Here is a 7,649-nt window from a genome sequence, read left to right on the forward strand (position 1 = left end):
TACTCTACAGTGTAAGAATTTTTGGATATATAAACTTTAAAAAAACAAGTATTTATATAGAATATGTCTTATCAATTATCTTAAATCAAAGTTATAGATAAAAGTCTAAAACGCTAACTATCTACAACATAACTATTAACATTTCTTCTTTTTTCGATAAAGAGAAACAATTTCTCGGTAAAACACATCTTTTTTGAATTACCACCTCGGAAATTTCCTTCAAATAAATCGCAAATAAAAAATAAATTGAATGAAAAATCGAAAAAAAAAACTAAGTCTAAAGAATTTTCTACTTAAAATCTAAATTCTTAGATTCATTAAATAGTAAGACATTAATAATTAATTATTTAGGTCACGGTAGTGACAACCATGGTTAAGGAAACATTCATGAATTAGAATTTAAAATACTATCTATTTTGATAACATGAAGTTATTTTTCTTATTTATTGGCTATAAAACCATCCAATAATTACCTTAATACATTTTAAAATAACACAATCTTTATTCTAAAAATGGCTCTTAAATTTTCAATTATGAAGTAAAAAATTGTCTATCCAAATATTAAAATCAGAACAATAAAAAATGCCTATCCAAAACTGGATAGGCATTTCTAATATATAAGATTACTTGATTACTATTTCGTAAACAACAATTCTCTGTATTTAGTTAAAGTCCATAGTTCATTATCAACTAAAAGCTCTAATTTATCACAATGCTCACGTATCACCTCAAAATAAGGTTTTACTTTATCACAGTAAGCTTCTGCCATTTCTTGACCATCAGTCAATACATTCGCTTTCTTTCTTTCGTTAGTCATCTCTACTACTTTAGAATTGATTCCTTCGATATGCTTAGAAATGTCTTTGATTAAAATAATTTGCTCTTTGGCAACATTTTCAAAATCAGCTCCAAAGATGTTTTTCAACCCGCTTACATTTTCAATTAAAGTGTTCTGGTAACGAATCGCGGTTGGAATTACGTGGTTTGTTGCAATATCACCTAATACTCTACCTTCAATTTGAATTTTCTTAGTATACTCTTCCAATTCAATTTCGTAACGCGCTTCAACCTCTACGTGATTCATGATTCCTAGATCAGAAAACAAATCTAATGCTTGTTTAGACGCTCTTGCTTTCAATGCTAAAGGAGTCGTTTTGAAGTTACTCAATCCTCTTTTTTCAGCTTCTATTTCCCATGCTTCACTATATCCATCTCCTTCAAAAAGGATCTTTTTAGAATGTTTAATGTATTCTCTCAAAACATTGAAAATAGCATCGTCTTTCTTCATGTCTTTTGTCTCAATCAAAGCGTCAACTTCTTTCTTGAAATCTTTCAATTGTTTTGCAACAATCGCATTCAATGTAGTCATTGAATTAGAACAGTTAGAATTAGAACCTACTGCTCTAAACTCAAATTTATTTCCTGTAAAAGCAAATGGTGAAGTTCTATTTCTGTCTGTATTATCCAAAAGAACGTCTGGAATTTTACCTACAACATTTAATTTTAAATCTGTTTTTTCTTCTGGTGATAATTTACCAGCTGTTACTCCTTCTAATTCAGCTAACACCTTAGTCAATTGTTCTCCAATAAATACAGAGATAATTGCCGGTGGCGCCTCATTTGCACCTAATCTATGATCGTTTCCTGCAGTTGCAATAGCTCCTCTTAACAAAGATTCATTGTCGTGTACTGCTTTTATAGTATTGATAAAGAAAGTCAAAAACTGTAAATTGCTCATTGGCGTTTTACTTGGACTCAACAAGTTTACACCTGTGTCTGTTGCTAATGACCAGTTATTATGTTTTCCTGAACCGTTTACTCCTTTAAATGGTTTTTCATGAAATAATACTTTCAAATCATGACGTTCAGCCACTTTTTCCATTACATCCATCAACAAACAGTTGTGATCTACAGCAAGGTTTGTTTCTTCGAAAATAGGTGCCAACTCAAATTGATTTGGAGCTACTTCATTGTGACGTGTTTTTACTGGTATTCCAAGTAACATACATTCTTGCTCAAGATCTCTCATATAAGTAAGCGCACGAGTAGGAATTGAACCAAAATAATGATCGTCTAATTGTTGTCCTTTTGCAGAGGTATGTCCTAACAAAGTTCTTCCAGTCATCATAAGGTCTGGGCGAGAAAGTGCTAATGCTCTATCTATCAAGAAATATTCTTGCTCCCATCCTAGGGTTGCAGTAACTTTCTTTACATTTTTATCAAAATATTTACAAACATCTGTAGCTGCTTCATCCATAACTTGCAAAGCACGCAACAAAGGTGTTTTATAATCTAAAGCTTCTCCTGTGTATGAGATAAAAACCGTTGGAATACATAATGTAGTACCAAAAATGAATGCTGGAGATGTAGGATCCCAAGCTGTATATCCTCTTGCTTCAAAAGTATTTCTAATTCCTCCATTAGGAAAACTAGATGCATCTGGTTCTTGTTGCACTAATTGTGCTCCTCCAAATTTTTCTACTGGATCACTACCATCATAAGAAGTTTCAAAGAAAGCATCATGTTTTTCAGCAGTAGCTCCAGTCAATGGTTGAAACCAGTGCGTGTAATGAGTAACTCCTTTAGCCAAGGCCCATTCTTTCATACCCATTGCAATATAGTCAGCTAATTTTCTGTCTATTTTAGTTCCATGCTGTACAGCACCTTGAACTCCTTTAAAAGCGTCTGAAGTTAAATATTGCTTCATTGCTTTATCATTAAAAACATTTGAACCGAAAAGAATTGATTTTCTACCAGATTCTTCAAATTTAATTGGCTTTCTTGTTGATGCTTCTCTCAAAGCTTGGAAACGTATTGTTGACATAAAAATTATATTTAAAAAATTAAACCCCTATTATTGAGGTGCAAATATAACTCAAATAATGTTTTTATGAAATTTTACCTCTGTTTATTTAGGGTAAATCCAATTAAATTGCGGTTTTCGTAAAAATATCCTCATATAATGACAACCTATTAATTTTCAGCCCATATATTTCCAAATTGACATTTCAATTAAACTACAAGACTCCTTTTGTCTTAAAATTCAACTTTATATGAATAACTTTCGAAGTTAGAAATCAAAAAGTATCTTTGTCAATCAATAAATAACTCGATTTATGATTGTCTGGATTTCTTTCTTTGTTATCGTTATTATCATTCTTGCATTAGATCTAGGTGTATTTAATAAAACACCCCACATTATTAGCACAAAAGAAGCTACTAAGTGGACCATAATCTGGGTGACACTTTCTTTTCTCTTCTCAGGAGTTATCTATTGGATATATGCTAACGAGTATATTGCTAACCCGGACGGACTTAAACCTCTTGCCGCATCGATAAAATTCATTACCGGATATTTAATCGAATTATCGCTTAGTGTCGATAATATATTTGTCATTGCCATCATTTTTTCATCTTTTAAGATTCCGCAAAAATACCAACACAGAGTTTTATTCTGGGGTATATTAGGCGCCATCGTTTTTAGGGGTTTAATGATCTTTTTTGGTGTTTTATTAATACATAAATTCTTTTGGGCTACTTATCTTTTTGGCTTCTTCCTTATTTTTACGGCAATGAAAATGCTATTCTCAAACGGAGAAGAAAAATTTGAACCTAAAAAATCATTTGTATATAAAAGTCTAAAAAGGATAGTTCCTATTTCAAATCATATCGATAAAGAACATTTTTTTGTAAAAAGACGACATATCACCGCCGCTACTCCTTTATTTGTGGCTTTAGTAGTCATTGAAGTTATGGATGTGGTATTTGCTATTGACAGTGTTCCTGCAATTCTAGCAATCACAAGCGATCCATTTTTAGTTTTTAGCTCTAACATATTTGCCATATTAGGATTGCGATCCATGTATTTCTTTCTAGCTAATATGCTTGAAAAATTTAGTTATTTAGAATTTAGCCTTATTGCGATATTAAGTTTCGTAGGTCTTAAAATGTTACTCCATGAATTTATTGAAATTCCAGAGTGGGCTTCCTTGGTTTTTATTGCCTTTTCGCTTTTAGCGGGAATTGTAGTTTCCTTACGAATGAGTAAGCAGAAGCCCCCAGAAGAAAACTAAACAATACCGCTTAGCTTATCTATGACTCATTGCGTTCGAAGGCAAACATTTAAAATTAAAGCATAAAAAAAAGGAAATCGGGGGATTTCCTTTTTTTGTGCAATACCCAAAATATTAAAAATTAATATTCTGAATTTGGCTTTCATTTATATTTAGAGCAGTAATTACATCTGCATAATTATTTTTATTAATTGAAGTAGAAAAACTACCAGGAACAATTACAATACGAAAGGTTTGATTATTTAAGTATGATGGTGTTGTACTTAAGTCATAATTACCTCCTGCATAAATCGTAAAATCTTCCCTGCTAAAATCAAAATCATAATCTAGCTCACCTTGCGGTAGAAAAAGAGTTCTGGGAATAAGTTGCCAAATTGGAGTGCTTGCATTTATAGTTCCCCTCATTCTGTAAATCAGTACCACATCAGAAGCAAAAATCTTTGGATTCAATGCTCTATAAATAGTATAACCATCTGTTGCGTTATAGCTGAAGTTAACATTTTTAAGTTCGAAAACTTCGCCCACTAACCCATCTTGTCCATCAAGTCCGTCATATCCTGGAGGCCCTTCTGGCCCTGAACAACTTGAAAGGACAATCATTCCAATAATTGCCAAAATTGTACTTATCTTTTTCATATTTATTTCTTTTAAATGGTTATTTCACTACTGTTTATTATGCATTAATTATACCAAAGTCACAATTTTTATCATTATTTCTCAGCTAATCAGGTATTTAAATAAAAGATATATTTTCTAACGAGAGAAAAAACACCTTTACCCTTTCATTTTGATGTAAAAAAAGGAAACCTCTCGGCTCCCTCTTTCACTATTTGTTTATTAAAGATCAATTTTCTGAATTTGGCTATCCTTTACGTTTAAAGCAGTAATCACATCAGAATAACTATTTTTATTTATTGATTTGGCGTAGCTCGCAGGCACAATAACAATTCGAATTACCTGATTAAGCCTAAAGCTCGTAGACACGGATTGTAAATCGTTACCAATCATATATATTCTTACATCGCGATTAGTATAATCAAATTTATAACCAAAATCCAATGCTCCATTATTAAAATAGTAGGTTTCTGGTAATAATTCCCACACGTCTCCTTGATAATTAGAACCCGATAATCGATACGTCAGAACAACATCTGAAGAATAAATTGGTGGATTAAAGGTTACTAATCGACTGAAATTATTTGTCGAATTGAACGAAGTCGTTACTTCAAAAACTTCTGTTGTCGCAATAGGTGCAATTTCAAAACTACCTGATGTTGTGCAACTTTGCAAAGTCAACAACCCTGCAATGGCTAAAAGTGTAATTATCTTTTTCATGTTTTTAATTTTATTGGTTTCTTTGATTGCGTATATCCACGAACTGTGCCAAAGTTTATTTTGTGAAAATTATGTAGCTTTGAAGTATGGATAAAAAACTCAAATTATACATGATCATGCTAGGCTGTACACCAGCTGGCCGAATTACAGAACAACACGATATTTTTTTTGGAATTGGTAATTCCTTAAAGGAATTGATTCCACAGATGAAGGCTTTTTGGCCTGAAGCGAAAGGAAGAATACATATTGATGCCTGGCGCGAAGTTTCCGTCGTCGATAATTTTGCAATCGAGATTATAGCCAAAGAAGCGGTTGAAAACACCAATTTAGACCATTTGTTTTTCATCAACTTGGGCGGTTATAAGGAAAATGAGTTTGAAGAGTACCATTATAAAATCCTAACCGTTGCCCAAAGTATGGGATTGGCATCCAAAAAAGCTAAAAAGAGCACTTTCTTCAAACATTGCGGTTTCAAGGGAGCCGGCGCCTCCCATATCGACGACAAATACGGAATCGACGTAGACGAACTTTATAGAGTAACCGATATACTCGATAGCCAGTTCAAAGAAAGATATACTTTAAAAATCAGTAAATCAGAGAAAACTCTGCAAGAAGACGTTTTGCATATTGGGTATTTGAAATTGAGTAAAATTGTTGATGATTTATAGCAACTGCCGTCGCTTTTAGTGATTTTACGTTGTTAAAACGCGAGTATTAATGACGTAAAACTGTATCGAGAAGATTTAATTCCATAACTGTTCACGATACTTCGCAATGATTTTCTGTCGCAAATCACTGCTCAACTCGAACTGGCGGAATATTATTATATTCGTAACATGAAACAATCCTATGTTTATATTCTTAAGTGCTCCGATAAAACCTATTATACCGGTGTAACAAGTAATTTAGAACAAAGAGTTTTTCAACATCAAGTGGGGTTTTATCCTGATTGCTACACTATCAAAAGAAGACCCATTGAATTGGTCTTTTATTGTGAGTTTACCGATATAAATTTAGCAATTGAGACGGAAAAACAAATTAAAAAATGGTCTCAAGCCAAAAAAGAAGCGTTAATAAATGATGATTACGATGCGCTTCCGAATTTAGCAAGGAAAAAATTTAAATAACAACTCCTTCTGCCGTCACTTCGAGTGATTTTACTTTGTTAAAACGCTAGTTTTAATAACGTAAAATTGTATCGAGAAGCCTTAAGGACGGAACTGTTCTCGATACTTCGCAATGATTTTCTATCGCAAATCACTGCTCAACTCGAACTGACGGTAACGAACCAATGACGACTGCAAAATAGCGCAACAACTGCCGTCACTTCGAGTGATTTTACTTTGTTAAAACTCCAGTTTTAATAAAGTAAAATTGTATCGAGAAGATTTAATTCCATAACTGTTCTCGATACTTCGCAATGATTTTCTGTCGCAAATCACTGCTCAACTCGAACTGACGGTAACGAATTTACGAGCATAAAAAAAGCATCCGTTTTCGCGGATGCTTTTTAGTTTAAATTGGATTGGAATTATTTGGAAGATAAAACTTTTTTTGTACTTGTTTCTCTATCGGTGGTCAGCTTCACAATATACACTTGCTCTTTTTCCTTATTCAATTTAAGGTCTAGAGTCACTTCTTTGTTCATGTAACCATTAGTGTCAGATTTTGAAAGCACGGAAATACCTTGCGCATTAAACACCTCAATTTTCACATCAGATTTGTAATCAAATTTGTATTTGACCGTAAGCTGATCTTTGAAAGGAACGGGGTAAGCATCAAAACCTGAACTTGCCGTTTTACTCGTTGTTGATGTTGATGTTTCTATAGGCGCAATTACAGATATGGTTTTAGCCTCTGGACGGGCAATTTTCGCAGAGGATTGACAAGGCGCTACTGAGCAATTTGACGTAGCACAAAATGCGGCATTTGAAACACAACCCGTATTTTTATTTCTTACTCTTATACCAGTTACATCACCAGGATCCAAATTTCCAAAAAGTATTGCCGATTGCCATGTTCCAGCATCACCATTTTTGATGCTGTATTCATATTCAGCACCGCATGGACTATTTATGGTAACACTTCCTTTTGCTGTACTGCAAAGAGACGGTTGCACTACGCAAAAAGTTGGTGCGTCTGGTTTCCCATTAACTGTCACTGCTACCGATTTAATATCTATACAGCCTGCACCGGTGGTTACTTTAATATAATAGATGCCGGATGTCGCCACTGCACTTG

The 7,649-nt window shown here is 33.4% G+C and carries 7 protein-coding genes; 3 read left to right on the top strand and 4 right to left on the bottom strand.

Features of this window, described 5'->3' with window-relative positions:
* Positions 1 to 634: 634 nt before the first annotated feature.
* Positions 635 to 2,824 carry a glutamine synthetase III gene (locus AAC069_RS16995; RefSeq protein WP_339921627.1) on the bottom strand — a complete coding sequence of 730 codons (2,190 nt, stop codon included), beginning with the start codon at positions 2,822 to 2,824 and terminating at the stop codon, positions 635 to 637.
* A gap of 292 nt (positions 2,825 to 3,116) precedes the next feature.
* On the opposite strand from AAC069_RS16995, the gene AAC069_RS17000 reads away from it, so the two are divergent.
* Positions 3,117 to 4,073, top strand: coding sequence for a TerC family protein (locus tag AAC069_RS17000; RefSeq protein ID WP_339921628.1), 957 nt, complete (start codon positions 3,117 to 3,119; stop codon positions 4,071 to 4,073).
* 114 nt (positions 4,074 to 4,187) lie between these two features.
* Here AAC069_RS17000 and AAC069_RS17005 read toward each other — a convergent pair whose 3' ends face one another.
* Complete coding sequence (locus tag AAC069_RS17005; protein ID WP_339921629.1) at positions 4,188 to 4,709, bottom strand: hypothetical protein; 522 nt, start codon at positions 4,707 to 4,709, stop codon at positions 4,188 to 4,190.
* Between the two features lie 201 nt (positions 4,710 to 4,910).
* On the bottom strand, positions 4,911 to 5,408 hold the full coding sequence (locus AAC069_RS17010; RefSeq protein ID WP_339921630.1) for a hypothetical protein: 498 nt from the start codon (positions 5,406 to 5,408) through the stop codon (positions 4,911 to 4,913).
* A gap of 86 nt (positions 5,409 to 5,494) precedes the next feature.
* On the opposite strand from AAC069_RS17010, the gene AAC069_RS17015 reads away from it, so the two are divergent.
* Both AAC069_RS17015 and AAC069_RS17020 read left to right on the top strand, forming a co-directional pair.
* Positions 5,495 to 6,076, top strand: coding sequence for a DUF1543 domain-containing protein (locus tag AAC069_RS17015; protein WP_339921631.1), 582 nt, complete (start codon positions 5,495 to 5,497; stop codon positions 6,074 to 6,076).
* Between the two features lie 168 nt (positions 6,077 to 6,244).
* Positions 6,245 to 6,535: a GIY-YIG nuclease family protein gene (locus tag AAC069_RS17020; RefSeq protein ID WP_339921632.1), complete on the top strand. Its 291-nt coding sequence runs from the start codon at positions 6,245 to 6,247 to the stop codon at positions 6,533 to 6,535.
* A 404-nt stretch (positions 6,536 to 6,939) separates the two neighbouring features.
* On the opposite strand, the gene AAC069_RS17025 is transcribed toward AAC069_RS17020, so the two are convergent.
* The coding region (locus AAC069_RS17025) for a T9SS type A sorting domain-containing protein (RefSeq protein WP_339921633.1) at positions 6,940 to 7,649 on the bottom strand (710 nt) is incomplete at its 5' end.

It is taken from the genome of uncultured Flavobacterium sp. (assembly GCF_963974175.1).
GTDB lineage: Bacteria > Bacteroidota > Bacteroidia > Flavobacteriales > Flavobacteriaceae > Flavobacterium.

Bases quoted from the DNA above. Each gene is read 5' to 3' on its own strand.
- AAC069_RS17000 (WP_339921628.1), top strand. From the start codon at position 3,117: ATGATTGTCTGGATTTCTTTCTTTGTTATCGTTATTATCATTCTTGCA.
- AAC069_RS17005 (WP_339921629.1), bottom strand. From the start codon at position 4,709: ATGAAAAAGATAAGTACAATTTTGGCAATTATTGGAATGATTGTCCTT.
- AAC069_RS16995 (WP_339921627.1), bottom strand. From the start codon at position 2,824: ATGTCAACAATACGTTTCCAAGCTTTGAGAGAAGCATCAACAAGAAAG.
- AAC069_RS17010 (WP_339921630.1), bottom strand. From the start codon at position 5,408: ATGAAAAAGATAATTACACTTTTAGCCATTGCAGGGTTGTTGACTTTG.
- AAC069_RS17020 (WP_339921632.1), top strand. From the start codon at position 6,245: ATGAAACAATCCTATGTTTATATTCTTAAGTGCTCCGATAAAACCTAT.
- AAC069_RS17015 (WP_339921631.1), top strand. From the start codon at position 5,495: ATGGATAAAAAACTCAAATTATACATGATCATGCTAGGCTGTACACCA.